The sequence below is a fragment of the Massilia sp. IC2-477 genome (genome assembly GCF_020707265.1).
In the GTDB taxonomy this organism is placed as follows: domain Bacteria; phylum Pseudomonadota; class Gammaproteobacteria; order Burkholderiales; family Burkholderiaceae_D; genus Telluria.
The window spans coordinates 24,864-49,052 of sequence record NZ_JAJFEQ010000007.1 but is presented as its reverse complement, the minus strand read 5'-3'; the positions used below and the strand labels follow the sequence as shown (position 1 = coordinate 49,052).

General features: G+C 66.2%; 25 protein-coding genes. 6 read left to right on the top strand and 19 right to left on the bottom strand.

Annotated elements, in window-relative coordinates:
* Window positions 1–97: 97 nt before the first annotated feature.
* The 3 genes from fliH to fliF are packed head-to-tail and all read right to left on the bottom strand — an operon-like array spanning window position 98 to window position 3,505.
* Complete coding sequence (gene fliH, locus LK542_RS15395) at window positions 98–811, bottom strand: flagellar assembly protein FliH (protein ID WP_227812568.1); 714 nt, start codon at window positions 809–811, stop codon at window positions 98–100.
* Window positions 811–1,815 carry a flagellar motor switch protein FliG gene (fliG, locus tag LK542_RS15390; protein WP_227799337.1) on the bottom strand — a complete coding sequence of 335 codons (1,005 nt, stop codon included), beginning with the start codon at window positions 1,813–1,815 and terminating at the stop codon, window positions 811–813. The genes fliH and fliG overlap by 1 nt, the downstream gene beginning before the upstream one ends.
* Window positions 1,808–3,505 (bottom strand): flagellar basal-body MS-ring/collar protein FliF, encoded by a 1,698-nt coding sequence (fliF, locus tag LK542_RS15385; protein ID WP_227799336.1) that lies wholly within the window; start codon window positions 3,503–3,505, stop codon window positions 1,808–1,810. Before fliF ends, fliG begins: the two co-directional genes overlap by 8 nt.
* 173 nt (window positions 3,506–3,678) lie before the next feature.
* Between fliF and fliE the strand changes: the two genes are divergently transcribed.
* Window positions 3,679–4,053, top strand: coding sequence for a flagellar hook-basal body complex protein FliE (gene fliE / locus LK542_RS15380; RefSeq protein WP_227799335.1), 375 nt, complete (start codon window positions 3,679–3,681; stop codon window positions 4,051–4,053).
* A gap of 113 nt (window positions 4,054–4,166) precedes the next feature.
* On the opposite strand, the gene LK542_RS15375 is transcribed toward fliE, so the two are convergent.
* A complete protein-coding gene (locus tag LK542_RS15375) occupies window positions 4,167–4,628 on the bottom strand; it encodes an Rrf2 family transcriptional regulator (RefSeq protein WP_227799334.1) in 462 nt (153 codons plus the stop codon).
* A gap of 170 nt (window positions 4,629–4,798) precedes the next feature.
* On the opposite strand from LK542_RS15375, the gene LK542_RS15370 reads away from it, so the two are divergent.
* Complete coding sequence (locus LK542_RS15370) at window positions 4,799–5,413, top strand: response regulator transcription factor (RefSeq protein WP_227799333.1); 615 nt, start codon at window positions 4,799–4,801, stop codon at window positions 5,411–5,413.
* Between the two features lie 5 nt (window positions 5,414–5,418).
* Here the strand turns inward: LK542_RS15370 and LK542_RS15365 are convergent, their stop codons facing one another.
* From LK542_RS15365 to LK542_RS15325, 9 genes are all read right to left on the bottom strand, one after another.
* A complete protein-coding gene (locus LK542_RS15365) occupies window positions 5,419–6,696 on the bottom strand; it encodes a sensor domain-containing diguanylate cyclase (protein ID WP_227812567.1) in 1,278 nt (425 codons plus the stop codon).
* A gap of 71 nt (window positions 6,697–6,767) precedes the next feature.
* The gene (locus LK542_RS15360) at window positions 6,768–7,517 is read right to left on the bottom strand and encodes a flagellar brake protein (protein ID WP_227799331.1); all 750 of its coding nucleotides are present in this window, start codon (window positions 7,515–7,517) and stop codon (window positions 6,768–6,770) included.
* Window positions 7,510–7,878: an EscU/YscU/HrcU family type III secretion system export apparatus switch protein gene (locus LK542_RS15355; protein ID WP_227799330.1), complete on the bottom strand. Its 369-nt coding sequence runs from the start codon at window positions 7,876–7,878 to the stop codon at window positions 7,510–7,512. The genes LK542_RS15360 and LK542_RS15355 overlap by 8 nt, the downstream gene beginning before the upstream one ends.
* On the bottom strand, window positions 7,871–8,998 hold the full coding sequence (locus tag LK542_RS15350; RefSeq protein ID WP_227812566.1) for a flagellar hook-length control protein FliK: 1,128 nt from the start codon (window positions 8,996–8,998) through the stop codon (window positions 7,871–7,873). The genes LK542_RS15355 and LK542_RS15350 overlap by 8 nt, the downstream gene beginning before the upstream one ends.
* 24 nt (window positions 8,999–9,022) lie before the next feature.
* A complete protein-coding gene (locus LK542_RS15345) occupies window positions 9,023–9,343 on the bottom strand; it encodes a flagellar protein FliT (protein WP_227812565.1) in 321 nt (106 codons plus the stop codon).
* A gap of 14 nt (window positions 9,344–9,357) precedes the next feature.
* The gene (fliS, locus tag LK542_RS15340) at window positions 9,358–9,816 is read right to left on the bottom strand and encodes a flagellar export chaperone FliS (protein ID WP_227799327.1); all 459 of its coding nucleotides are present in this window, start codon (window positions 9,814–9,816) and stop codon (window positions 9,358–9,360) included.
* A gap of 23 nt (window positions 9,817–9,839) precedes the next feature.
* On the bottom strand, window positions 9,840–12,491 hold the full coding sequence (fliD, locus tag LK542_RS24945; RefSeq protein WP_227812564.1) for a flagellar filament capping protein FliD: 2,652 nt from the start codon (window positions 12,489–12,491) through the stop codon (window positions 9,840–9,842).
* Window positions 12,492–12,676: 185 nt separating this feature from the next.
* Entirely contained in the window at window positions 12,677–13,036 is a 360-nt protein-coding gene (locus LK542_RS15330) for a flagellar protein FlaG (RefSeq protein ID WP_227812563.1), read from the bottom strand.
* 88 nt (window positions 13,037–13,124) lie between these two features.
* Window positions 13,125–14,564 carry a flagellin gene (locus tag LK542_RS15325; protein ID WP_227812562.1) on the bottom strand — a complete coding sequence of 480 codons (1,440 nt, stop codon included), beginning with the start codon at window positions 14,562–14,564 and terminating at the stop codon, window positions 13,125–13,127.
* 407 nt (window positions 14,565–14,971) lie between these two features.
* Here LK542_RS15325 and LK542_RS15320 point away from each other — a divergent pair, with 407 nt between their 5' ends.
* A complete protein-coding gene (locus LK542_RS15320; RefSeq protein WP_227799323.1) occupies window positions 14,972–15,220 on the top strand; it encodes a hypothetical protein in 249 nt (82 codons plus the stop codon).
* A gap of 6 nt (window positions 15,221–15,226) precedes the next feature.
* Here LK542_RS15320 and LK542_RS15315 read toward each other — a convergent pair whose 3' ends face one another.
* The 4 genes from LK542_RS15315 to LK542_RS15300 all read right to left on the bottom strand — a co-directional run bounded on the left by LK542_RS15315 (window position 15,227) and on the right by LK542_RS15300 (window position 19,629).
* Window positions 15,227–16,795: a GGDEF domain-containing protein gene (locus LK542_RS15315; protein WP_227812561.1), complete on the bottom strand. Its 1,569-nt coding sequence runs from the start codon at window positions 16,793–16,795 to the stop codon at window positions 15,227–15,229.
* 128 nt (window positions 16,796–16,923) lie between these two features.
* Window positions 16,924–17,571, bottom strand: coding sequence for a response regulator transcription factor (locus LK542_RS15310; protein ID WP_227812560.1), 648 nt, complete (start codon window positions 17,569–17,571; stop codon window positions 16,924–16,926).
* Entirely contained in the window at window positions 17,564–19,021 is a 1,458-nt protein-coding gene (locus tag LK542_RS15305) for an ATP-binding protein (RefSeq protein ID WP_227812559.1), read from the bottom strand. The genes LK542_RS15310 and LK542_RS15305 overlap by 8 nt, the downstream gene beginning before the upstream one ends.
* Window positions 19,018–19,629 carry a hypothetical protein gene (locus LK542_RS15300; protein WP_227812558.1) on the bottom strand — a complete coding sequence of 204 codons (612 nt, stop codon included), beginning with the start codon at window positions 19,627–19,629 and terminating at the stop codon, window positions 19,018–19,020. The genes LK542_RS15305 and LK542_RS15300 overlap by 4 nt, the downstream gene beginning before the upstream one ends.
* Before the next feature lie 59 nt (window positions 19,630–19,688).
* Here LK542_RS15300 and greB point away from each other — a divergent pair, with 59 nt between their 5' ends.
* The 3 genes from greB (at window position 19,689) to LK542_RS15285 (ending at window position 21,434) form a co-directional block, all read left to right on the top strand.
* Window positions 19,689–20,258 carry a transcription elongation factor GreB gene (gene greB, locus LK542_RS15295; protein ID WP_227799318.1) on the top strand — a complete coding sequence of 190 codons (570 nt, stop codon included), beginning with the start codon at window positions 19,689–19,691 and terminating at the stop codon, window positions 20,256–20,258.
* A gap of 60 nt (window positions 20,259–20,318) precedes the next feature.
* A complete protein-coding gene (locus LK542_RS15290; RefSeq protein WP_227812557.1) occupies window positions 20,319–20,912 on the top strand; it encodes a biliverdin-producing heme oxygenase in 594 nt (197 codons plus the stop codon).
* A gap of 99 nt (window positions 20,913–21,011) precedes the next feature.
* Window positions 21,012–21,434, top strand: coding sequence for a YciI family protein (locus LK542_RS15285; RefSeq protein WP_227799316.1), 423 nt, complete (start codon window positions 21,012–21,014; stop codon window positions 21,432–21,434).
* A 15-nt stretch (window positions 21,435–21,449) separates the two neighbouring features.
* Here LK542_RS15285 and LK542_RS15280 read toward each other — a convergent pair whose 3' ends face one another.
* On the bottom strand, window positions 21,450–21,836 hold the full coding sequence (locus tag LK542_RS15280; protein WP_227812556.1) for a VOC family protein: 387 nt from the start codon (window positions 21,834–21,836) through the stop codon (window positions 21,450–21,452).
* Window positions 21,837–21,855: 19 nt separating this feature from the next.
* Window positions 21,856–24,027 (bottom strand): tetratricopeptide repeat protein, encoded by a 2,172-nt coding sequence (locus tag LK542_RS15275; RefSeq protein ID WP_227812555.1) that lies wholly within the window; start codon window positions 24,025–24,027, stop codon window positions 21,856–21,858.
* Window positions 24,028–24,189 lie beyond the last annotated feature (162 nt).

Below are 24,189 nucleotides of genomic sequence, written 5' to 3'. Positions count from 1 at the left end.
GTGGGCGGCTTTGCCGCCCACGCGGTGATACGTGCAATATGAAGTTTAGCGGTGGTGTTGACAGTGGTTGACCGCGTGGGCGGAAGATCCGCCCACCCTACGACAACCAGTCCACATTGCTCTGCAAGGCATGAGTGAGTCGCGCCCAGCGGGCTTGGGCCTGGGCATCGATCTGGTTGCTGGCGGTATCGACCTTGCAGCCGCCGCGCGCCATGGCGGCGTCTTCGACGATGCGCCAGCCGCCCTTGACCAGCTCCTGGCCCATGGCCTGGCGCACGATCTCGGCGTCTTCCGGGTTGAGGCTCAAGGTGGCCGGTTGCGACAGTACCGGCAGGTAGCCGATCGCTTCCTGCACCACGGGCAGGATCAGTTCAGGGCGCACGTTGAAGGCGGTGCGCACCATGCCGCGCGCCAGGCGCAGGGCCAGTTCCAGCACGTCGTGGGCGATGGTCTCGTCGGCCTGCACCACGGCGTCGCTGAAGGTCGCGGCGATCGCGCGCAGGTGTTCCAGTTCGCCTTCGGCCTCGATCTGGCCGGCTCTAGCGCCATCGGCATAGCCTTCGGCATGGCCGGCGGCCCGACCTTCGGCCAATCCTTCGGCATAGCCCTCCGCGCGCGCCTGCTCGCGGATCGCTTCCAGTTCTTCCGCCGTCGGCAGCACCACGTTCGGAACGATCTCGATCGGTTCCGGCTCCGGGGCCGGAGGAGGGGGCGCCATCGCGGCGCGGCGCGCCTGGGTGGACGGGCGCTCGTCGCCGAACGAGGTGAGTTCCCAGCGCTGGTAGGCGCTTTGCTGTTCCTTGGGGATCATCAGACGAAGGAATCCTCACCCTTACCGCCCAGCACGATCTGGCCTTCGTCCGCCAGGCGGCGCACGATCTGCAGGATCTGTTTCTGCTGGGATTCCACTTCCGACAGGCGCACCGGACCCTTGGACTCCAGGTCTTCGCGCATCATTTCGCTTGCACGCTGCGACATGTTCTTGAAGATCTTCTCGCGCAGGTCTTGCGATGCGCCCTTGAGGGCGATGATCAGCATTTCGGACTGCACTTCGCGCAGCAGCAGCTGGATGCCGCGGTCGTCGATGTCGATGATGTTGTCGAACACGAACATCTCGTCCATGATCTTCTGCGCCATGTCGTTGTCGTAGTTCTTGATGTTGTCCATGACGGCCGCTTCCTGCTCGCCGCTCATGAAGTTCAGGATCTCGGCCGCGGTGCGCACGCCGCCCAGCGAAGACTTCTTGATGTTCTCGTTACCCGACAGCAGCTTGGTCAGCACGTCGTTCAGCTCGCGCAGCGCGGCCGGCTGCACGCCGTCCAGGGTGGCGATACGCAGCACCACGTCGTTGCGCAGGCGCTCGGTGAAGTGGGCCAGGATCTCGCAGGCCTGGTCGCGCTCGAGGTGCACCAGGATGGTGGCGATGATCTGCGGGTGCTCGTTGCGGATCAGTTCCGCCACCGAAGGCGAATCCATCCACTTCAGGCTTTCGATGCCCGAGGCGTCCTTGCCGCCCAGGATGCGGTTGAGCAGCACCGCGGCCTTGTCGTCGCCCAGCGCCTTGGTCAGCACCTGGCGGATGTATTCGTCCGAATCCAGGCCGACGGTCGAGTGCAGGTTGGTCTCTTCCACAAAGGCTTCCAGCACCTTGACCACTTCGCCGTGCTGCACCGCCTTCATCTGCGCCATCGCGCCGCCCAGCTTCAGCACTTCACGCGGGCCCAGGAACCTCATCACTTCAGCCGCTTCCGCTTCGCCCAGGGCCAGCATCAGGATCGCTGCCTGGGTTACGCCTTCCTTGTCCTTGTCACTCATTTGATCCCAACCATGCTTTCACAACGTTAGCCACGATACGCGGGTCCTGGCGGGCCAGCTCCTGCGCCATTTCCAGGTTCTTCCGGTAGCCCTGGTTCCGGCGTTCGACTTCCTGTTCTTCGAGTTCTTCCTCGTCGATCTCGGCCGCCTCTTCATCCGAGATCTCGTCTTCCTCTTCCGGTTCCGGTTCTGGCGGCAGCGCGGTGACCTCGTCGAACTTCTTGATCGCCGGGCGCATCAGCGGCAGCAGGATCCGGTAGTAGAGGAAGGCCAGCACCGCGAACAGCAGCAGGTACTTGCCGATTTCCTTGGCCAGCGGCAGGTTGGCCGGATCGCGCCACCAGTCGAGCTGGGCCGGGGTGTCGTCCGGGCGGTCGACGCCGTCGAACGGGGCATTGGTCACGTTCAGGGTGTCGCCGCGCCCTTGCGAGTAGCCCATCGCCTGCTTGACCAGTTCGTTGATCTGGGCCACTTCGGCGGCCGCCAGCGGCTTGACGATGACCTTGCCGGTCTTCGGATCGATCGAGCGGCGGTAGTTCACGACCACGCCCACGGTCAGGCGCTTGATGCCGCCCATCGGACGCTGTTCGTAGCGGATGGTCTTGTCGACTTCGTAATTGGTGGTGGCGTCCTTGCGCGTCGGGCCGCTGGCTGCCGGGGCGCCGGCGACCGGCTGGCCGTCGATCGGCGCGGTGGCCACGCCCGGCGGCTGGTTCGACAGCGCGCCCGGCACGCCGGAGGCGCCCGCGCCCGGCTGGTTCGACTCGGAAGTCTGCTGGCTACGGATCGCCTGCGGTTCCGGCGGCGAGTTCGGCTTGTACATCTCGGCCGCGGTGTCGACCTGGGCGAAGTCGACCTCGGCGGTCGCTTCGGCGCGCACGTTTTCCTTGCCGACCAGCGGCGCGATGATCGATTCGACCTGCTTGATGATGTTCTGCTGGACCTGCTCGACATACTTCAGCTGGGTCGCGTCCAGGCCCTTGTTGCCGGCGGCCTTGTTGCCGGTGTCGGACAGCAGGTTCCCGTTCTGGTCGACCACGGTGACGTTACCGACCGTCAGTTCCGGCACGCTGGAAGCGACCAGGTGGACGATGGCGCTGACCTGGCCCGGGTCGAGGGCGCGGCCCGGCTGCAGGTTCAGCAGGACGGACGCGGTGGGTTTCTGCTGGTCGCGCACGAACACGGAAGGTTTCGGCAGCGCCAGGTGCACGCGCGCGCTGCCGACCGAGCCGAGCGACTGGATCGAGCGCGCCAGCTCGCCTTCGAGCGAGCGCTGGTAGTTGACCTGTTCGACGAACTGGGACGTGCCCAGCTTCTGGTTTTCCATCAGTTCGAAGCCGACGTTGCCACCCTTGGGCAGACCCTGCGCGGCCAGCTTCAGGCGCAGGTCGTGGATCTGCTCGGCCGGGACCAGGATCGCCGTGCCGCCTTCGGAAAACTTGTACTTGACCCCCATCTGGTCGAGCGAGGCGGTGATGGCGCCGCCGTCGCGGTCGCTGTAGTTCGAGAACAGCACGCGGTATTCCGGCGCCTGGCTCCACATCCAGAGCGCAATCATGATGGCGACGACCAGCGCGATACCGCCGCCGAGGGCAACGCGCTTGCCCATCGTCGTCTGCAAAAAGCCCTGCTTTTCCGCTTGCTGCTCGGAAGCCGGGGTGTCGATCAGTTCTTCAGCGACTGCTGCCATGGTGGGTTAACTGTCCAGGATGGAGGAATTAGCAGGATTATGAAGCCATAGAGCAACATTCAAACCCTGAAATAGGGGCGGAAATCCATGCTTCTTCACAGCAGGAAATTGTCTGGGCGCTGATATTCTGACAGCCTGAACAAAGTGGATGGCCTCACGGGCAGGAGAAAACGATGAGTATTGGCGGAATCGGCGGCATCGACAGCAGCCGCATCCAGGCGATGATGGAACAGCTGAAATCTGCGGCGACCAAGCCGGCGGCCAGCCCCGTCGCGCCCCTCGGCGTGGGTGGCGCGGGTAGCATTGCCCAACCGGGAGTCGCCAAGCTCGACTTCGCCGACGCGCTGAAGACCTCCTTGCAGCAGGTCAGCAATACCCAGAAGACTGCGGAAGAACTCGGCAAGCGCTTTGCGATGGGGGATGATACCGTGAGCCTGTCCGATACGATGATCGCGATGCAGAAATCCAGCATCGCTTTCCAGGGAACCGTGCAAGTACGCAACAAACTGGTGTCAGCCTATCACGACATCATGAACATGCAGGTGTAAGCCTGACCATGTCGACATCGAACCGGCCCATGTGGCCGGTTTTTTTTCGGCGCTGCGACGGCCGTCAGGAGCTGGCCGGCTTACCCTTGTGGCATGAACTGCACGGGCACGGCTTATGCGGCGCGGGTCGCGTTGCGGTGCAGGGTAACAGGAATGCTGGCGTCGCGCGGGGCTGGTTCCGGCAGCAGCGTGGCCAGGGTATGGCGGTCGAGTTCGGCGAGGTAGGCGGCGGTGGCGTTGCTGAGCACGCCCTTCAGGCCGCAGGCCTTGACCAGTCCGCAGGGATTGCCGGCCGGGTCGAAGCATTCGGCCATGTAGAAATCGCTCTCGCTCTGGCGCACGACGGCGCCGATGTTGATCTCTTCCGGGCGGTGCGCCAGGCGGAAGCCCCCGTTGCGCCCGCGGATGGTCTCGATGACGCCGTTGCGGCCCAGCTCGTGCACCACCTTCATCAGGTGGTTCTTCGAGATGTTGTGCAGGTCCGCGATCTCCTGGATGGTCACCAGACGGCCCGGGTTGCTGCCGAGGTGGAGCAGGGTCCGCAAGGTGTAATCGGTGAAAGAGGTCAGGCGCATGGTCAAGCGAGTATACCGCATACATGCTGTCGCCACCTCATGCAGACGGCATACATATCGACCAGTTATTACAAAGCATTACTTGCCTTGCCGTTCTTGTCGTTTCAATATGTCGGGAATCCGGACCATGCTGGTCCATCTCATCCGTCGCCGTTTGCCGGAGCAAGCACATGCAACCGATCTCTTCCGCCGTCCATATCATGCACGCCGACCCGATCATGACCGTCGGGCTGCATGCGATCCTCGCCGACCAGCCTGGTCTGCGCGTCACGACCCACCTGCGCCAGCCCGAGGCGCAGCGCGTCGCGCGCGTCATCGTCACCGACTACGACACCGGCGTCGCACTGGCGCGCCAGCCGCTTCCGGGCAACCCGGCGCCGGGGATCCTGCTGGTGACCCAGTTTGACAAGGAATGGGAAGTGCGCTTGGCGATGGATGCGGGCGTGGCCGGCTACCTGCTGCAGTCCTGCGGCACCGACGAGCTGGCCCAGGCGGTCGACCAGCTGGCGCGCGGCCAGCGCTACCTGAGCGAACCGATGACGCGCAGCGTCGCCGACAGCCTCACCCGCGAATCGCTGACCGGGCGCGAAACCGACGTCCTGCAATTGCTGGCCCAGGGCTGCTGCAACAAGTCGATCGCGCGCAAGCTCGGCATCGGCGTGGGCACCGTGAAGACCCACGTCAAGGGCGTCATGAGCAAGCTCGATGCCACCGCCCGCACCCACGCCGTGGTGGTCGCGACCCAGCGCGGCCTGATCCGGCCCGGAGGCGTCTGCCAGGCCTGAGCGTTTCAGGCGCCGTGCACCACCCAGCGGCCGTCGCGCTGGAACGCGGCGCGGTTCTTGCCAGCCTTCTTGGCGACATACATGGCGGCATCGGCGCGCGACAGCAGCCGGTCGGCGCTGTCGCCCGGCTGGTAGAGCGCCATGCCGATGCTGGCGCCCGGCTCGGCAAGGCCGGCCAGTTCGGGGTAGGGCTGGCTGGCCGCGCGCAGGATCTTGCCGGCCACCTGGTCGGCATCCTGCCAGGGGTCGCCCAGGTGGTCGAGCAGGACCACGAACTCGTCGCCGGCCAGGCGCGCCACCGTGTCGGTGCGCCGCACCGAGGCCGCCAGCCGCTGCCCGAAGGCGGTCAGCACGACGTCGCCCGTTTCGTGGCCGCACAGGTCGTTGACCGTCTTGAAGCCGTCCAGGTCGATGAACAGCAGCACCAGCGGACGCGGCTCGCGGCCCAGTGCATCGATCGCCTGCTGCAGCCGCCCCATGAATTCGTAGCGGTTGGGCAGGCCGGTGAGGAAGTCGTGGGTGGCGCGGTAGTGCAGTTGCTCGGACATGCGGCGCTGCTCGGAGACATCGCGACCCAGGCAGAACATGCGGCCGTCGTCGGCAACCCGGGTGCTCCATTCGATCCAGCGCCAGCCGCCGTCGGCATGGCGGAAACGGTTGCGAAAACCCATGACCGAGCCGCCGTGTGCGATTGCCTGGGCCTGTTGCATGGTGCGGCCGGCATCGTCCGGGTGGATGAATTCCATGAAGGGCCGCGCCATCAGCGCGGCATTGTCCCATCCGAGCAGTGCGCGCCAGGCCGGGTTGGCCTGGACGATGTAGCCGTCCGGCGTGGTGACGGAAAGCAGGTCGGGAGAAAGGGCGAACAGGGCGTCGCGGTCTTCCAGAGCCTTCTTCTGCGCGCTGATGTCGACGATATGCACCACGATGAACTGCGGTTCGCCGCGGCTGTCCCGGCACAGCGTAGCGCTCAGCAAGCCCCAGATGAGCGCGCCGCTCTGCTGGCGGTAACGTTTTTCGAAACCGAACGAATCGGCCTCGCCTGCACGCAGGCGCGCTACCCAGGCCCGGTCTGCAGCATGGTCATCGGGATGGCTGATCTCGCTGCAGTCGCGCTCGAGCAGGGCGGTACGGGAATAGCCCAGCATCCGGCACAGCGCCGGGTTCACGTCGATCCACTGTCCTTCCAGGCTGAGCATGGCCATGCCGGCGTCCGATTGGGCAAACGCGGCGCGGTAATAGTCGGATTGAGGAGGCAGCATCGACAGCTCGGCACGTGTCATGGTGTCCGCGTGTAGCCGATGTGATGCTAGAAAGACAGCAAAATTGCTGAAGTGTAAATATTCTTTCGGGCTCAGGCCAGCCCGGCCAGGCGCGCATTGCGCTCGCGTTCCAGCTTGGTGATGTAGCGCTGCACACCCGCCATGCCGCCGCGCGAGATGTCGACGAACTGCAGGCCGATGCGGCGGTTGGTCTTGTTGTTCAGCAGCGTCAGGTCGAGCGAATTGCGCACCTGTAGCGCCACCGTGACCGGACCGACTTCCGGCAGCTCGATGCGGCAGTTCGGGATCGTGGTGCCGATCGTCGTGTCCAGCTGCAGCTTGTTGTCGAGGATGGCGATGCCGCCGCAGCTGATGTCGTGCAGGGGGAACACGGCGGTGCCGGCGCCCAGCTCGGGCGGCAGCGGGATGATCGCGCGCACCGGGTTCGAGACCGGGGTCTCCATGCGGTAGTACTCGCGCCGTTGCAGGCGGATCAGCTTGGCCGGGATGTCGGCGCGCAGGGCGTCGCTGCCCTCGAACTGCGTATGGCGCAGGTTCTCCGCGCTGAACAGGATGCGGATCTTGTCGAGCGAGGTCTCGCAGCGTACCGCGCCGGCTTCGACGATGCGTTCGTTCTGCATGCGCTCGATGGAGCGGTCGAGGACCATGGTGTTGGTGTCCGGGTCGACGTCGAGCACGGTGGTGACGCACACGTCGGCCTCACCCTTGATCAGCATGCGCACCAGCTGGTGCTTCTCGCCGATCTGGCGCAGCAGCGACGCGATCTCACGGCGCGACTCCACCTCGTAGTCGTGCCAGTTGTCCAGTTCCTGATTATTCATTGCTTGTGCCGGCGTTCGCCGCGTCGTCCTGGTTGAGGTGGGGCGTCGGATCGGGCGGGGGCGGAATCGCCGTTCCCTGCTTTTGAGCCGACTCAATATGATAAAGCCACGCCAACAGTTCCGCAATTGCGCGATACAGCGCGGGCGGAATTTCACGGTCCAGGTCCACCCCCATCAGCAATTGCACCAGATCCTTCGATTCGTGGATAAATACGCCGGCTTCCCGGGCGCGCTCCATGATCTGCTCGGCCACCAGGCCCTGGCCTTTGGCCACGACTTTCGGCGCCCCATCGCCGCCGGCATAGGCGATCGCGACGGCGCTCTGGCGCCGTGCCGGTGGGCCGGCCTTCGGTTCAGTCATCGGCCTGGGCGCGCACGTCGAAGCCGGCGAGCTGGGTGCCGGCCGCTTCCAGGGCGCCGGCCAGGCTGCCCACATGCCGGCGCAACAGGGCGGCCGTGTCCGCGCTGCCGGCCGCGAACTGCAGCTGCAGGCGGCCGCCCGTGAGCGTCAGGCGCGCATCGAGTTCGCCCAGTTCGGGAAAGTGCAGGCGCAGGCGGCTGTGCCAGGAGGTCTCCGGCTCGCCGGCTTCCTCATGGCCTTCCCGCGTTTCGCGCTGTACTTCCAGCCGCATCGGCTGGCCCGGCCACAGGTTGCCCTGCCAGGCCAGCTGGGCCTGCTCCTGGGTCGCCAGCTGCAGGTTGATGAACTGGGCGGTGGCAGGGTCAGTCGGCAGCTGGCGCACGCCTTCGCGCGCCAGCTGCTGCTGCGGCTCGGCGTTCAGCTCGGCCATAGGACGGGCGCCCTGGGCCCACTCGGCCACGTGCGATTCGTAGAACAGGCCGCTTTTGCCGACGGCCTGCTGCAGGCCGGTGGCGATGCTGGCGGCGTCCGCCCCGGCCGCGGCCACCACGGGAGTGCGCCCGAGGGCGGCGCTCAATGGCAGTTCCGCCTTCTGGGCGGCGGCGAGCACGCCGCCGATGGTCTTGCCGGCCTGGCTTAGGGTGGTGTTGTTGGCTTCCGCCCCAAGCGACTGGGCGCCGGCGCCGGCCGCGCCGGCCTGCAGCAGGGCGGCGGCGCGCCCGACCGCGGCGCCGGACTGCGGCGCGGCGCCTTCGCGCATGGCCAGCGGCGCCTTGCCTGGATCGGCGCCTTTCGGCAGCGGCGGGCCGGCTTCGCTGAAGACGGGATTGGCCCCGGTCCCGACCTGGAAGGTGGGACGCGGGTTGACGGAAACCAGGGTCAGCGGCACGTCGGCGCCGACCTGGGCGCCCGCAGGCAGCTGCATGCGGGCGGGGATGTTGGCGACCTTGACGACGAAGCTGCCGTCGGTGAGCTTGGCCAGGACTTCGCCGTGCAGCGCCTTGCCCAGCTGGGGGGCGAGGGCGCGCTGGAAGGCCTGCTGGCGCGGGTCATTGAGATGTTCGACCGGCAGGACCGGCCCGGTGCGCAGGACGGCGGAGACGAGCTCGCGCGGCAGCATGGCGGTGGGCGGTCCCTGGCCGGCTTAGACGCCGTAGGCGCGGGCGACGCGGCGTTCGGTCGAGGTGTTGTTGATCAGGGCAGACAGGCGCGCCATCCACGGGGTGGTGAGGTCGCGGATCTGGCGGTCGGCGGCGAGCATGCGGCGGATCGCGTCGACCTTCTTGACGCGCTGCGCGCCGGCCAGCGCCTGCGGCTCGTTGTCCTTCAGCTGGCGCACGTGGGCGGCGCACTGCTGCTCGAGCTCGGCCAGGCGGTCCCAGTCGCTGTCATTGGCGGCGCACAGCATCTGGTCGGTGATCACCGCCATCGTTTCGTACACCTCGACGATATCTTCGCTGGTCATCTGTGGCATGGTGTTCAAGCACTCATCAGGGTCGGGGCGCGCAGCGGCGCGGGAGCGGCGGCCTGCGCTTCGGCGGCGGCAGCCTGCGGGTCGATCGCGTTCCAGGCGTCGCGCAGCTCGGACAGCAGCGAATGCGCTTCTTCCAGGATCGCCGGGTCGTTGCTCAGGTTGGCCTTGAGCAGGCGCGCGCTGATGTATTCGTACAGGGCGTCGAGGTTCTGGGCGATCTCGCCGCCGACCTTCTTGTCGAGGGCGGCGCGCAGGCCGTTGTCGATGATGTTGATGGCCTTCGAAATGGCGGCGCCCTTCGCGGCGACGTTCCCGGCCTTCATGTTGGTGATGCCGCTCAGGATCGACACCATCGCGCCGTCGTACAGCATGACGATCAGTTTGTGCGGGGAGGCGCCGGCGACGCCGGTCTCCAGACCGACTTTCGCATAGGCGCCGACGCCGCGTTGCATGGTTCCAAACATCGTGTTCTCCAGGTGAGAGTGCTTTAGCCTGCGTTCGCGGTCAGCGCCGCAAGCTGCTGGGTCAGGTAGGCCGAGGTCGACTGCATCGACATCAAGGCGGTGTCGAGCGCCGTGAACTGGGCCCGGTATCGTTTTTCGACCGATTCCAGGCGCGACTCGAAACGGTCGCGGGCGCTGGTGATGGACTTCAGGGTGACGTTCAGGCCATCGGTCTTGCTGGTGAGCAGGCTGCCCTTGCCGGTGAAGCTGGCCGCGAGGTTGGTCAGCTCGAAGGCGAAGCCTTTCGAGAAGCTGACGCTGCCGCGTTCGCCGGTGGCGCCGCCCGTGATCGAGATCTGGATGCCTTCCGCCGGCGAGCCGGCCGCGGCGGTCAGGGACTGGCCGTTGCCGGTAGCGGCCACGCCGCCGATCGTGCCGACCACGTTGGTGCCCTTGGCCGTGGTGGAAGCGCCAAACAGCTGGGCCGGGTCGTAGCCGCCGATATGGCTGATCTGGATGTTCGAGGTCTCGCCGTACTTGCTCGAGGAGATCGAGATGCGGCCGTCGTCCTCGACCTTGGTCTCGACCGTGTCGCCGGCGCCGGCGAAGGTGGTGTTGCCGTTGATCGCGGCGCGCAGCATCGCGGCAAGCTGGGTATTGGTATAGGTGCCGGCCGTCAGCTTGATCTCCTGGATCTTGCTGTCGGTGACAGGGTCGGTCTGGTTCAGCGTGACGCGCCAAGTCGTGTTCGGCGGGATCGTGGCTGTTCCCACGAGCGGGGCGCCGCTGGTGAGCGTGCCCTGGGTCGCGAGGGAGTCGACCTTCACGGCATAGGTGCCGGGCTTGGTCGCCGCGCTGGACTTGTCGAACTTGACCTGGCCGTCGGTGGCCGCGCCCATGGCCGCGAACAGGCCGCCGATCTCGGCAAAGTTCTCGTTGATGGCCTTGTTCAGCTTGCCCGTATCGACGGCCAGGTTGCCGTCCTTCTGGAAGGTGATGCCGACCTGGCTCAGGGTGGTGAGTTTGCCGCCCAGGCCTTCGACCGAAGCGCCCAGCGCGCGCCGCAGCTGGCTCTGGATCGAGCGTACCGAGGCGTCGCCCTGCAGCACGCCAGCGACCTTGGTCTCGGCGTTGTAGCCGGCCAGGCTCGAGATCGTCTTGTTGAGGTCGTTGTAGGCCTTGACGAAGTCGTTGACGGCGCTGGTCACCGAGCCGGTGTCGCGCGACACGTTCAGGGTCGTGCTGCCCAGGCCTGCGATGTCGAGCGACACACCCTGCACCGCTTCGGTAACGGTGGTGCTGCTGCTGCGGATGTCGATCCCGTTCATGTTGAGCAGGGTGTCCTGGGCCGCACTGGTCTGGGTCAGGCCCTGCACGCCGCCTGGGTCATGGCCGAGCAGGGCGGCGACCGCCGGGTCGGGGTCGGCGCCGTCGACGCCGCCGACGCTGATCTTCATCGAGGACTTTTCGCCGGTCTTGTTCGAGGTCAGCACCAGGTGGTAGGGGTTGGTGCCGCCGTCGGACACGATGGTCGCGGTGACGCCGATGTTGGCCTTGTTGATGGCATCGCGGATGCCCTGCAGCGACTGGTCGCCGGAGTCGAGCGTCACGACGGCGCTGGCCTGCGAGCCGTCCTGGCTGAAGCTGGCCCCGCCCAGGTAGCTGCCGGCGCTGCCCGCGGTGAAACCGGCAGCGGCCGGATTGGTGCCGCCGATCAGGATCTGGCTGCCGTCCTTCGAGGTCAGGGTCACGCCGGCGTTGGTGGTGGCGCTGGTGCCGGTGTTCGGCTGATTCGTGCCTTTGGTGCCGCCGGTCACGCTGCCGCTGCCGCCAATGACTTCGGCGACGGTCAGGTTGGAACCGTCCGTCGCGGTGAACTGCAGCGTGCCGTCCACGGCGCTGCCGGTGTAGCTGATGTTGGCGGCCGCCAGCGCCGCGCTGACGCTGCCGCCACCCAGGGCGCTGTCGATCTGGGCGGCGCTGAGCGTGCCGGCGCCGGCCAGCGAGGCGATCTGCACGCCGCCCACCGTGAGCGCATAGCTGGAGGCGGAGTCGGTGGTGACGGTGTCGAAATCGGCGAACAGGCTGGCGGCGCTGGTGGCGCTGGCCTTGGCGGTCACGCCGGTAGTGTCGCTCTTGGCGTTGATGGCTTCGGCCAGCTGGACCGCGTTGCGGGTGGCGCTGCTGGTCGCGATGGCGGTGCCGTTGATGCTGAGCGCGCCGTTGCTGATGCCGCTACTGGCGGTCGCGGTGCCCAGCGCGCTGCCGGCGACGCCGAAGCTGCCGCCACCGATGCTGCCGAACTGGAAAGTCAGCGTGGTCTTGGCGGTGCCGCCGATGGTCGCGCTCGTGCTGGCGCGGCCACTGGTGCTCAGGCTCTGGGCCGAAGCCATCTGGGTGACGTTGATCCGGTACTTGCCGGCGACCGCATCGGCGCCGGCGCTGCCGCTCAGGACATCCTTGTCGCCGCTGCTCGCGCTAAGCGCCTTGAAGGTGGCGGGAGAATTGAGGGAGGTGAGGGCGCCCTGGAAGGCGCCAACCGCCGCACTGACCTTGCTCAGCGCGCCCATGCGCTGCTGCAGGGCCGACGCCTTCTTGTCGAAGTTGGCGAGCGGCGCCGCTTCCGCCTGCATCAGCTTGCTGATGAGGCCGTCGACGTCGAGGCCGGAACCGATGCCCGATGAACTGATGCCCACTTTGTTTCTCCCGTGAAAGCGATAATGTAAGTCATTATCGACAGAAGCAAACGGGACTTAAGAGTGGGAAATGTGTCCCAATTCAAATAGTTGGGAATAGATTGTCACGGACGCAAGTAGCTGCGACGCAGCTACGCCGCGCGCTGCCCGCGAGGGAGCGCGCGGCGTGCGCCTGTCATGACAGCTCAGGCCGTCTGGCTGATGAGGAGACCGCGCATCTTGTCGAGCGACTTGGCGATCTCGAGCGCTTCGACGGACGGAATCTGGCGCACCACCTCACGGGTATTCTGGTCGATGATCTTGACCACGATGTCCTTGCTGTCCTCGTCGATCGCGAACTCCAGGCTCTGCGACGAAGCCCGCATGCCTTCGTTGATCTTCTTGACCGCGTCGCCGACCTGCTCGCGCGAGGGCCTAGCGGCGGCCTCGGCGTCCTTGCCGTCGGCGGCTTTGGCCGGCGCGGCAGGTTTAATGGGCTGGGCGGCCGGCTGATCGGGCGCGGCGAGCGGCGATGCCACGGGTGAACCAAGCGATTGGATGTTCATGTGACCTCCATAGCGAAAAATCCTCGGCTGAATTTCTTCAGCCGAGGAGTGTTTTACTGCATCGGTGGACTGATTAGTCCATCAACCATTAGCCACGCAGGAGCGACAGGACGCCGTTCGGCAGCGAGTTCGCCTGGGCCAGCATCGAGGTACCAGCCTGCTGCAGGATCTGGCCGCGGGTCATTTTCGCGGTTTCAGCAGCGAAGTCGGTGTCGACGATGCGGCTGCGCGATGCCGACAGGTTCTCGGTCGACGACGACAGGTTCGAGATCGCCGATTCGAAGCGGGACTGCAGTGCACCGTATTCGGCGCGCTTGCTGTTGACCGATGCCAGTGCTGCGTCGGCAATCTTGATGGCCTGCTGGGCGTTGTCGAAGCTGGTCACGTCCAGGTTGGCGACCGATTTCAGTTCCGAGTTGGCCGGCACGCCCATGTTCGCGCCACCGTTGGAGGTCGTCGAGAACGCCTGCTCCGAGTCGAAGGTCACGCGGCCGATTGCGACCGATGAACCAGTGCCGGCGGTGACCGCAGCCGATTGCAGCGCGCCGGCCGCATCGTAGTTGCCGAAGTCAACGTCGTTGGCGCCGGTGTTTTCGATCTTGATGTTGGCGCCGTTCGTATTGGTCAGCTTGATGCCGTCTTTATCGAACGATGCGGTGACACCAGTCTTGGACGACTGTGCATTGAAGGCGCTGATCGCGGCGGCGAAGCCGTCGGCGTCCTTGTTGGCGCCGACCTTGAACGAGATCGTGACGGCGTCGCTGTTGTCCGAGGTCAGCTTGATGGTCACCGCGGAGTTGGCGGCAGCGCTGATCTTGGCTTCGGTCTTGGCGGTAGCGGTCACGCCGGTATCGGCGGTCTTGGTATTGACCGCGGCGGCGACAGCCTTGGCGCTTTCTGCCTTGCCCGTACCGATCTCGATGTCCTTCGAACCCTGGTAGCCGTTGATGGTGATGGTGCCAGCGCTGATCGCGGCAGTCGAGCCGGCCGCCGGCGCGCCCGACACGGCGCTGTTGTTGCCGTAGGTCGAGGTGGTGAAGTTCGCGCCGCCCATCGAGATCAGCTGGCCTGCATTGGCGCCCACCTGGAAGTTGGCGGTGCCCATGGTGCCGTCCATCAGCTTCTGGCCGTTGAACTCGGTGGTGTTGGAAATGCGGTTCAGTTCCGAAGTCAGCTGGGTGACTTCAGTCTGCAGGGCTTTGCGGTCGCTGGAAGAGTTCGACGAGTTCGACGACTGCACTGCCAGTTCGCGGATACGCTGCAGGATGTCGCCCGAGCTCGACAGGGCGCCTTCTGCGGTCTGGGCCATCGACACGCCGTCGTTCGCGTTGCGGGTGGCCTGGGTCATGCCCTTGATCTGCGATTGCATGCGGTCCGAGATGGCCAGACCAGCGGCGTCGTCTTTCGCGCTGTTGATACGCAGGCCCGAGGACAGGCGCTGGATCGAGGTGTTCAGGGAAGCTTGCGAGGTCGACAGGTTACGCTGCGAGTTCAGGGATGCAACGTTGGTATTGATTACGGATGCCATGGTATTTCTCCAGACTGTATTTCGGGGTGGGCCACCTTGCCCTGTTCACTTTGGTGCGCCACGCTGTTCCGTGACGATCACACCGCTGTTGATGCTGGTAACGTGCTCCACGGCAAAAACTTGATGGCCGGCATCGAAAATAAATCTGCATGTTTTTGCTCAAGTTCCCAATGGCGCTGCGTTTAGACGACAGCGAAAAGCGGAACTTTAGGGCGAAAAATAATTTATTTTTCCCCTCAAGGCGGGAGCCGCCGAGCGGCAAAACGCGCCGGGTCTTGTCAATTTGCTCACCCGGAAGGAATAATTTCCGCCGAAACGCGCGCCAGGTGCAAGGGAATGCTAGGATTTTGACAAGCTCTGCCGTATTGACGGGCTCCCAGCAACGCTTATCCGGAGAAGATGACCTCATGAAGATGATTGCAGCAGCATGCGCCGCCCTGGCGCTGGCAGGATGCGCTACCCAGGAAGTCGGGCCGGGCCCGACCGAGCAGGAACTGATCGCCAGCGCCGGCAACACCGCCGGCCAGGATGGTCACACCATGACCGGCAGCCGCCTGAAGGACCGTACGTCGACCGACCGCATGCTCAAGGCGGTCGGCGCCCAGGGCGCGAAGGATGAAATGGCGAACGCGCCGCGGCCGCTGGATTCGCGCTAGGCGGCTTTACTCGGCGACAACCACCCGGTTCTTGCCGCTCTGCTTGGCCTGGTACATGGCGCGGTCGGCCCGCGCCACCAGGCTGGCCTGGTCCTCGTTCGGCAGGCGCAGGGCCACGCCGCAGGAGAAGGTGATCAGCATCTTCTCGTTGTCATGCATGAAGAAATGGCGGGTCAGCTCGCGCTGCACCCGCACCATCGCGCTGGCTGCCGCATCCACTGCCGTTTCCGGCATCAGGATCACGAATTCCTCGCCGCCGAAGCGGGCGATCACATCCATCGAACGCAGGGTGTCGCGCACCACTTTCACCAGGTGCTTCAGGGCGCCGTCGCCGGCCAGGTGGCCGTAGGTATCGTTCAGCTTCTTGAAATTGTCGAGGTCGAGGATGGCCACGCACAAGGGGGTGTTGCGGCGGTCGGCGCGCGCGCTCTCGCGCTCGAATACGTCGTCCAGGCCGCGCCGGTTCAGGCTGCCCGTCAGCTGATCTTCGCGCACCAGCTCGCTCATGTGCTGGAGTTCGGCTTCCAGCATGCGGATGCGTTCCTCGGCTTCCTGCACTTCGCGGTGCACGGCCACCATGCGGTCGCGCGAGGCCAGTGCCTCGTCCTGGGCCGCGCGCATCTCGCGCAGCACTTCGTCCATGACTTCGCCCAGCTCCTCGATGTTCGCGGCACGTCCGATCCGTTCCGAATAGCCGGCCAGACGCGCATGGTGGTCGCCGGTCGATGCCGCCACCGAGCCGAGCCGGTCGATGAAGGTCATCATCATGTTCTTCATGGTGGCGCGGACGTCGGAAATGCTGTGGCGCAGGCGGCCCTGCTTGAGGATCACGTCCTTCAGGCCGCGCGTAGCCTCTTCCAGGGCGCGCGCATCGAGCGGTCCCGCGATCAGGTCCTGCACGACGGCGATCTGGCCGCGCATCCAGCTGTCGTCGTCGAGCAGTTCGGTGACGTTGTCGAGCAGCAGGCGGAACAGGCGAAGCAGCAGCTCGCGCTCTTCCGCCGAATCGCCGCTGCGCAGCTCGATCTGGTAGCACAGCTGCTTCAGGCGGCTGGACAGTTCGCCCAGCTCGGCCTCGCCGCGCGCCGTGCGCACCGCGCCGCCCAGCGCTTCGGCCTCTGTTACCAGGGCCGGGCTGCCCGCCAGCAGGGTGGCCAGCGCATAAGCCAGCGAACGGTTCAGCATCTCGCGCAGGTGGCGCGCATCGGGATCCTCGTCGCCCAGCGCCATCACCGGGGTGTTGCGGCGCAGGTGGCGGTCCGCCACCTGGGTCAGGGCTTGGGCGTAGCCGGTCCAGTCGCCGCTCTTGGCGGCGCGCAGCATGCGGCGCCCGTATTCGGACACTTCGCCCGGCGTATCGGCCAGCTTGCGCCCGAAGCTTTCCAGCACCTCGGCAGCCGGGCCGGGCCCGCCTGCTGCCGGCGGCGCGGGCGGCACGCCGGCGATCTCGTCATAGATGGCGCGGTAGGCGTCCGGCGTGGGGGCGATACGGCGTGTCGCGAGGCGGCGGAAGGCTTCGCGGGCGATATCGGCGGGATTCTGGCCGGTGCCGGCAGGCGGGGACGAGATGGACATGGCGTGTAATGACAGATTGCTGTTTACCGACATGATAATCAGCTTTCTTGCCAACCATCAATTAAAAAGCGGTAACAAACTGTTTTTGCCTACCGTTTGTGCAACAACCCGCGTTTTCCGTGTGGCGCTCAACCCACCAGCTGGTTGCGGATCGCGTAGTGGGTCAGCTCGGCGCTGTTCTTGAGCTTCATCTTGGCCAGCAGGCGCGCCCGGTATTCGCTCACGGTCTTCACCGACAGCGACAGTTCGCGCGCGATGTCGCTCACCGACATGCCCGAGGCGATCATGGTCAGGGTCTGGTATTCGCGGTCGGACAAAGCGTCGTGGGGCGGCGCCTCGTGGTCTTCGCCGACCTGGGCCGCCAGGGTCTGGGCCAGCGCGGCGCTGACGTATTTCTGGCCGCCCGCCACCTGGCGGATGGCCGTGACCAGCTCGCGCGGGGCGCTCTGCTTGGTCATGTAGCCGGCCGCGCCCGCCTTCAGCGAACGGATCGCGTACTGGTCTTCGCGGTGCATCGACAGCATCAGCACCGCCAGTTCCGGCCGGTCCTTCTTGATCTGCTTGAGCACCTCGATGCCGTTGCGGTCGGGTAGGGAAATGTCGAGCAGCATCACGTGCGGCTTGGCCTTGCCGACCAGCTTGACGGCGTCCAGCCCGGTTTCGGCCTCGCCGGCGACGATGATGTCGCCCTGCTCGGCCAGGATCTGCTTCAGGCCCTCACGGACGATGGCGTGGTCGTCGGCGATGAATACACGAATTGTTGCTTTGTCACTCATTCTTCGTTTTTTCCTGCGGTGTTGCCAGCCTGATTTTGATAGTCACCATCGTGCCACCTCCGGGCGCGGACGACAAGACCAGCGTGCCGCCCAGGGCCTTGGCCCGCTCGCTCATGCCGCGCAGGCCGAATGAATGGGGTTTCAGGCGGTCGGCGGGCTGGATGCCGCGCCCGTTGTCGCAGATGTCGAGACTCAGGTGGGCGCGCTGGCGCCGCAGCAGCACCGTGACGCGGGTGGCGCCGGCGTGCTTGGCGATATTCGTCAGCGCTTCCTGGAAAATGCGGAACAGGGCGGTGGCGTGGTCGTCGTCCAGAAGAATGTCCTCGTCCGGGCCGCGGAACACGCAGGCGATTCCCATCTGCTTCTCGAATTCGCGCGCCTGCCATTCGAGCGCGGCCACGATGCCCAGGTCGAGCATGGTGGGGCGCAGGTCGAGCGAGATGCGGTGCACCGCTTCGATGCTGCGGTCGACCAGGTCATCCAGGTAATTCGCCTTTTCCAGCAGCGCCGGCTGCTTGTCGGGCAGGCGCGCGGCCAGCATCGCCAGGGCCATCTTGATGGCCGTGAGGTTGCCGCCCAGGTCGTCGTGGATCTCGCGCGCGATGCGGGCCCGCTCCTGTTCCTTGACCTGCTCGATGTGGTCGGTCAGCTCGGCCAGGCGCGCGCGCGAGCGCAGCACTTCCTGCTGCTCCTGCTTGCTGGCCGTAATATTGCTCATGATGCCATCCCACTGCACCGCGCCCCCGTCGGCGGGGTGCGGGGTGGCGCGCAGGTTGATCCACTTGACGTCGTTCCAGGCGTCGATCCAGATCCGGCCTTCCCAGTTCCAGCCCGACATGGCCTCACGCGAGGCCAGCATTGATTCGCGGTAGCCCTTGCGGTCCTCGGGCAGGATCAGGCGCTCGAACAGGCTGGCGTCGTGCTGCAGTTCCAGTACGGACAATCCGAGCAGGGCCGAGCAGCCTTCGCTGAGCCAGGGAAAATCGGTGCGCCCGTCCGGATGCAGCACGAACTGGTAGACCAGGCCCGGGGTGTTGCGCACGATGGCGTCGAAGCGCGCCTGCGACTGGGCCAGGGCGCGCGCCGATGCTTCTTCGAGGCTGAGGTCGTCGGCGATTGCCAGCAGCAGCGAACGGCCGTCGCGCACGATGCGCAGGAAACACAGGCGCACCGGGTAGCGGCTGCCGTCACGCCGCCGCAGCTGCGTGCGCAGGCCGACCTGGGCCCCGATCTCCTCGCCCAGCCCGGCAAGCAGGCCGGCCAGGGTGGCGGACTCGAGTTCGGGGGCGAGGGCGTGGAAGTCGGCGCCCTGCAGCGCGCCCGCATCCATGCCCAGATTCAGGCGCGCGGCCTGGTTGGCGTCGACCACGGCGAGGGTGGCGGCGTCGAGCAGGTAGATTTCCGATGCGGCCGCCTGCATCTCGGCGGCCAGGGTGGGGAGCGGACTCATGGCAGTTCGGTCTCTGTCTTTTCTTGTCGTCGCGCCGCTTCGCGCGCGCGCAAGCGCGTGCTGAAACGGCGCAGTACGCGCCTGAGGTGGCTGGGCTGGCGGCCGGCGCGGCGCAGCACGCGGCGCAGGCCGCGCCGCATGCCGGACACGGCGGCGCGTGTGCCGCGCCAGAAGGCACTGGCGCGCAATGCCGTCAGCACGCGCTCCCTGAAGCGCAGGAAGCCGCCATGGCAGCGTGCAAACCAGCCGAGGGTGAGCAGGGCAGGCAGGGTCAGTACGTAGATGCGCGCCACCACCGCTGCGCCGCCCAGCTTGGCCGCGACGAAGCCGGCCACGCCCGCCAGCGCATGGCCATGGGCGATCGCGAGCAGGGCCAGCAGCTTGACGGGCAACAGCAGCAGCCCGGGCAGCACGAAGGCGCACAGGGCGGCCCAGGCCGGCAACTGGCGGATACGCGCTTCCAGCCAGCGCAGCGGCGGCCAGGCCGCCATCCGCGCGGCGGCCCTGCTGCCCACGTCCCAGGTCCAGGCTTCGACGAGCAGGATCAGCGCCGCCAGGTGCACCAGCGGCGCGAGAAGCCGGGAGCGTGATTGTTTCGCTCGTTTCATGGTGTGCATGATACGGGAAGCGGAAGCGCCCCGGCGCCACTTGCCATTACAATAAGCCCATGAACAAGGCATTCGTAAAAGAATCGGACAACGATGACGACGACGCGGACGCGTTGGCGCTGGCCCAGGCTATTCCCGCCGGGGCCAAGAACTACATCACCCCAAGCGGCTACAAGGCCATCAAGGACGAGCTGCTGCAGCTGATCGACGTCGAGCGTCCGGAAGTGGTGAAGGTGGTGCACTGGGCTGCCTCGAACGGCGACCGCTCGGAAAACGGCGACTATATCTATGGCAAGCGCCGCCTGCGCGAGATCGACCGCCGCATCCGCTTTCTCACCAAGCGCATGGATTCGGCCTTCGTGGTCGACCCCAGCGTGCACCATGGCAACGACCAGGTCTTCTTCGGCGCCACCGTCACCTACCTGAACAAGGCCGGCGAGGAGCATACTGTCACCATCGTCGGCGTCGACGAGCTCGACCCCCTGCGCGGCAAGATCAGCTGGGTCTCGCCGGTGGCGCGCGCACTCACCAAGGGGCGCGAGGGTGATGTCATCACGCTACAAACCCCGCTCGGTACGGACGAGCTGGAGATCCTTTCGGTCGAATATCCGGAGCCTGTTACCGATTGAACGGCCCCCAGGTGGTAAGATGGACGATTGCCGCCCCATCGAGAACCTTCTCGAGCCTTCATGAACCGTCCAAACGATTCCGCGCGCGACACCGATGTACTGGCCGCGCTGCGGACTGCGACTGCCTCGCGGCACGAGCGGCTCGACAGCGGCCTGCCGCTGTCCGCTCCCCTCCCTGACCTGGCTGACTACGCCGCGCACCTGGCCATGGTGCGCGACTGGCTGGCGCCGCTCGAAGCCTGGCTGGCCGGCTTCGCCGACGGCCCCCAGCGCGATCCCACCCTGCCACCGACCGCGCGCCTGGCCCTGATCGAGGCCGATCTGGCCGAGCCGGGCATGGTCGACACGCCGCCGCGCGCGGCCGCCAACTGGCCGCGCGACGCCAGCGCCGCCTACCGCTGGGGCGTGGCCTATGTCATCGAAGGCTCGCAGCTGGGCGGGGCCGTCCTGTACGGCAAGCTGGTCGGCCCATTAGCCCCGCATCCGCTGCGCTACCTGCGCGGCCTTGACGTCGGCCCGGGTCCGCGCTGGCGCGCCTTCATGCAGGCCCTGCGCGCCCACGTCACCAGCCAGGAACAGATCGCCGACGCCTGCGCCGGGGCCTGCGATGCCTTCGACGCGATCCTGACGCTGGCGCCGCTCGATAAACAATAAAAAGTTCGGCGCCGCTGTCGAATTTGTCCTGCGCCGATCGTCGTGCTGTCAAATGACGAAGAAAACCGTCATGGCCAACCATACCAAACGGAGGATGCGATGCGATTCATGATTCTGCTGAAGGCGGACAAACACAGCGAAGCGGGCGAAATGCCGGACGAAAAACTGCTCACCGACATGGGCAACTTCAATGACGAACTGATCAAGGCCGGTGTGATGGTCTCGGGCGAAGGCCTGCATCCATCCTCGCGCGGCGCGCGCGTGCACTTCAAGGACGGTCAGTCGCGCGTGATCGACGGCCCCTTCGCCGAGACCAAGGAACTGCTGGCCGGCTTCTGGATCTGGCAGGTGAAGTCGAAGGAAGAGGCGATCGAGTGGGTCAAGCGCGTGCCGATGCCGATGAAGGGCGGCGAAGCGGAGATCGAGATCCGCCAGATCTTCGACATGGAAGACTTCGGCGACGCCATGACGCCCGAGCTGCGCGAGCAGGAAGAGCGCCAGCGCGCCGCGCTGGCCAACTGAGTGGCGCAGTAAGCCTTACTGCCCCGCGGGCGGCTCCCACAGCTCGACCTTGTTGCCCTCGGGGTCGATGACCCAGCCGAACTTGCCGAATTCCGAGTCGTCGGTCTTGTCCAGCACATTGCAGCCCTCGTCGCGCAGGGCCTGCAGCAGGGCGTCCAGGTCGGCGACCCGGTAATTGATCATGAAGTTGGCCCGGCCGGGGGCGAAGTGTTCGTTGCCGGCCTGGCCGATTGACCAGACGGTCATCCCGCCATCCGGCTTGCGCGCCTCCTCGTTCCAGAGGAGGGCGGCGCCGCCCCAGTCCTGTACGTCGATGCCCAGGTGGCGCGCGTACCAGGCGCGCAGCGCGACCGGGTCCTGCGCGTTGAAGAAGATCCCGCCGATGCCCGTCACCCGTTTCATGTTGTTTTCCTGTTGAGGTTCAATCCGGCTGCAGCGGATGCTGCGCCGGTACTTCGAAGCCCGCCGCCGGCAGGCCCGCGCACCAGCGTTCCCACATGTGGCGCAGCGCGTACTCGAAGGCGTCGGTGATGGCCTCGACACTTGGCGAACGCATGCGCAAGCCTGCACGGATGTCAGCCAGGGCCGCGAGGTCGCGGCTCGCAGCCAGCCCCTTGGCCACGAAATCGGCAGCATCGCTGGCGATGAATTGCGGCAGGCCATGGTGGGTGAGGATCGAGGTGCCTTGCCGCCCTGCGATTGTCCGGCCTTCCAATGTCAGTGTCGGCACGCCCATGTAGAGGGCGAACAGCGTCGTGGTCCCGCCGGAGTAGGGGAAGGTGTCGAGGCAGATATCGATCCCGCCATGCATCGCCAGGTAGTCGGGGGTGGCGGAGCGCGGATGGAAGCTGATGCGCGCGGCCTCGATGCCTTCTTCCTGCAGCCAGCCGGCGAGCTGCTCGTGCCCGCCTCCTTCGATCGGCATGCCGGCGACCACGAGCCGCGCATCCGGCAGCGCGCGCAGCAGCTCACCCCACAACGCGATCACCTGCCGGCTGATCTTGCTGAGTCGGTTAAAGCTACCGAAAGTAAGATAACCGTTCTCCAGCGCCGGCAGCGGAGTGATCGGCGGCGCGTCCTGTGGGTGTTCGAAGGGTGCGCCCACCGGGAGCTGGACCAGCGCTTCCGTGAACAGGTGATCGTACTTCCCGCGCGGCATCATGACGCTGTCGGCCAGGTAGTAATCCACGGTCGCCAGGCCGGTGGTGCCTGGGTAACCCAGCCAGGAGACCTGGATCGGTGCCGGCTTGCGCGCGAATACGTGCAGGCGGTTGTAGGCGGTATGGCCGCTCATGTCGATCAGGATGTCGATGCCGTCTTCGCGAATCCGGGCTTCCAGCGCGTCGTCGTCGAGCGGACTGGCGTCATGCCAGTGCGCGACATGGCTGCGCAGCCCGGCGGTGGTGTCGTCGTTGACCGGATGGGTGTAATAGACGTGCACTTCCAGGCCAGGGCGCTTGCCCAGCTCCCGGAACATCGGCGCGATAAAACTGGCCACCGCGTGGTTGCGCAGGTCGCCGGACACGAAGCCGATCCGCAGCAGCCGTCCCGGTTCGCGCGTGTTGCGCCATTTGCGCGCCGGCTTGAAGCGGCTTGCAAAATTCTGGCCGAAGCGGACATGTTCGGCAAACAGCTCCTCCGGCGTGACGCCCTCCGTGTGGCTCATGCAGAACAGCAGGTTGCCGTAGGCATTCGAATGATCCGGTTCCCGCGCCAGCACGCGCCGGTAGGCCGCGATGGCTTCCTCGGCCCGGCCCAGGTTGTCGAGGATCACGGCGATGCTGGCGAGGGCGCCCGTGTCGTCGGGATCGATCGCCAGCGCAGCACTGGCGGCGGCGTGGGCTTCGGTCGGCCGGCCCATTTCCTGCAGCGTCGCGGCCAGGTGGTTATGGGCATTGATGTTGCCCGGTTCGAGTTCGGCAGCGCGCTCGAGCACGGCTTTCGCTTCCTCCAGCTGGCCGGCCCCGCGCAGCATCAGACCCAGGTTGCACAGGGTTTCGGCGTCATCCTGATCGTAGGCGGCCGCCTTGGTCATCGCCGCCAGCGCCTCCGGGTATTCCCGCTTGGCGTAGTGAACACCACCGAGGACGCGCCAGCCAAACGGGTGCTGGGGAAATTCCTCGGTCAGTGCACGCGCCAGCCTGGCTGCCGCTTCCTTCTTGCCATGCTTGTACAGGGTGCCGGCAGCTTCGATGCGTGCGTCCGGCGGCTCGCCGCGCTGCGCCAGCTGCTGCTCGAACGCCTCGATCTCGGGACCTTCGAGGCCTTGGGCGTGGCCGAGCGCAAGCAGTTCGCGCGCCGTGGCGTACTGGCGCGCCTCCATCAGCGCGTCGAGGTAGGCGATCCAGAAAGATGCTTCCTGCGGCGCCGCCTGCAGCGCGTTGGCGAAGTGCGGGATCGCCGCGCCCGCGTCGCCCGCGCGGCGTTGCAGCAGGCCGAGTCCGAAGTGGGCCTCGGCGCGCTGCGGCTGGAGTTCGAGGACGGCGCTGAACAGTGCCTCGGCCTGCGCGGCCTGGCCGGCTTCGAGCTCGTTGAGTGCTGCGTGCAGCGCCTCGTCGGCGAGCTGCTGGATGTCGTCAGTGGCGGGAGGCATCGATGGTTCCTGCGGGGAGGGCGGCTGCGGCCGGTTTCTGGCCGTTAAGATAGAGCATGGTCCTGCCAGCGTCAAGGAAGGCCGGGCTGCGTCGGCCGGATGCATTCCCGCACGGGCCTATACGTGATTTCCCTGAGTTGCGAAATTGCCGCATTGCACCAA